Annotated in this window: 1 protein-coding gene and 1 pseudogene; one reads left to right on the forward strand and one right to left on the reverse strand. The window is 69.0% G+C overall.

All coding sequences use genetic code 11. The features are described from left to right. A partial coding sequence (locus ACFV9O_RS40270) for a DUF4352 domain-containing protein (protein WP_385428035.1) occupies window positions 1-523 on the reverse strand: 523 nt, incomplete at its 3' end. A 596-nt stretch (window positions 524-1,119) separates the two neighbouring features. On the opposite strand from ACFV9O_RS40270, the pseudogene ACFV9O_RS40275 reads away from it, so the two are divergent. Then, window positions 1,120-1,515, forward strand: a pseudogene (locus tag ACFV9O_RS40275) (heme-binding protein); the annotation flags it as partial. Between the last annotated feature and the right edge of the window lie 166 nt (window positions 1,516-1,681).

A 1,681-nucleotide genomic window follows, 5' to 3' on the forward strand; every position in this document is an offset into this window, starting at 1 on the left:
GTACCTGCGAGAACTTCACGTCATTGGGTACGTCGAAGGTGACCCAGCCGAGGGCCTTGGCTCCGGGTGCGAGCCGCACGTCGGAGGAGAGGGCGGGCCCGGCGGTGATCTCACCGAACGCCGTCTGGAACATCTGCCCGTCGGCGTCGGCGACCTGCATGCCGTTGGTGGGGCTGTCCTGGTACGCCTTGTCGCCCTTGTTGACCAGCTGGAACTGGATGCCGAGCCAGCGGTTGCCGTCGTCGGGGGTCATGAACTCGTCCTTGCTCTTGGCAGGGTCGACGACCTTGACGACGGTGACCTCGATCTTCTCGTCCTCGAAGCCCTTGAGGGTGATGGCGTCGCCGACCTTGGCGGCGGCTTCCTTCTCCTGGGCCTGCTCTGCCTTCTCCCCTTCCTTGCCGGGCTTCTCGTCGCCCGCGGCCGCGGGCTTGTCGGGGGTGGCGGTGACCTCCGTGTCACAGGCGGCGAGGCCGAGTACTGCGGTGAAAACAGCTGTGGACATGGCGAGTTGCCGTCTCATGGGTCCCCCTGAATGCGGATGCGTCCGCTCAGTGTGGGGCTGCGCGGAATGCCGCGAGTGCCGGATGCTCCGCCTGTGGCGATTTTGTGACCATCGCGTGTTCGTGATGTCGAGGCTGGCTTTCGTGGCTGGTGTCCACCTGGCCGTCTTCTTCGATCCCGAGGGTGGTGAGCGCTCTGCTGAGGGTGTGGTCCGTCGGCGACCTGCGCACGTCTTTGACGCAGGCCGACCCGCGATCTGGAGAGGCTGGAACATGTCTGCGGCCTGCGCGACCTCGGGAGTCCGCGCGTCTCCACCTGCATGGTGTCGTCCATTTCGGCCGCGAAGCCGCGCGGGGCGAACAGCGACCAGCGACCCGACCCGGCGGACACCGCCCCGCGCCTGCGGGGGGCCACCCTTGCCGACCTGCTGTCTCAGGTGGCCGGTGCCCTCTCTTCCTCCACCAAGCACGGCATCAGACCGCCTCTGCTGCCCCGCCCGCGTCTCCATCCCCAGATTCTGGTAGGCCGCCCCAGACGGGTCCACACTGTCGCCTCGCTGATGAGCGACGCCCGGGCGATCTCGCGGTTCTCCGGCCCCTGCGTCAGGTGCGCACCCAGACCTCGCAGCTGAAGCCTGCCGTCGCAACCAAGACCGGGCAGGCCGATATCGACGTGGCGGGCAAGGAGAAGGAGAAGGTGTCGGTGGCAGTGGTCGACCGGGCCTGGCGCCCCTGGTGACGCTGCGCGGGGACGGTGCAGGGCCGCAGTCGTACGAGGCAGCGCAGGAGAAGGCGTTCACCGCCGTGCCCTGGAACGCGCCCACCTCCGGGCTGGTCGAGCGGCTCGACGGTGCCCACGCTCAAGGACATCTCCCGCACCCTCTTCCTCGCGGGTGGCGCCCCCGTCACCGTGTAGGGCGTCTCAGTCGCGGGCCTCGGTGTGGCGGGCGACCCAATCGGCGACCTGGACGAGGGGTTCGCCAACGCCGGTGTCACCGCCCTCTTTCGCTGACCCGGAGAGGGCCAAGAAGGATGGAGGGGGCTGTGTCGCGGCTGGAGCAGAAGAAGGCCGAGGCCCTGCTGATCGAGATGGCCGAGGTGGGTGAGGCCGAGGGCGTGAAGGCTGTGCCGGCGGCGGGCGCGCGGACCGAGGAGAGCGACGCCTCGGGGCGTACCCC

The organism is Streptomyces sp. NPDC059909, assembly GCF_042730885.1.
Classification (GTDB): domain Bacteria; phylum Actinomycetota; class Actinomycetes; order Streptomycetales; family Streptomycetaceae; genus Streptomyces.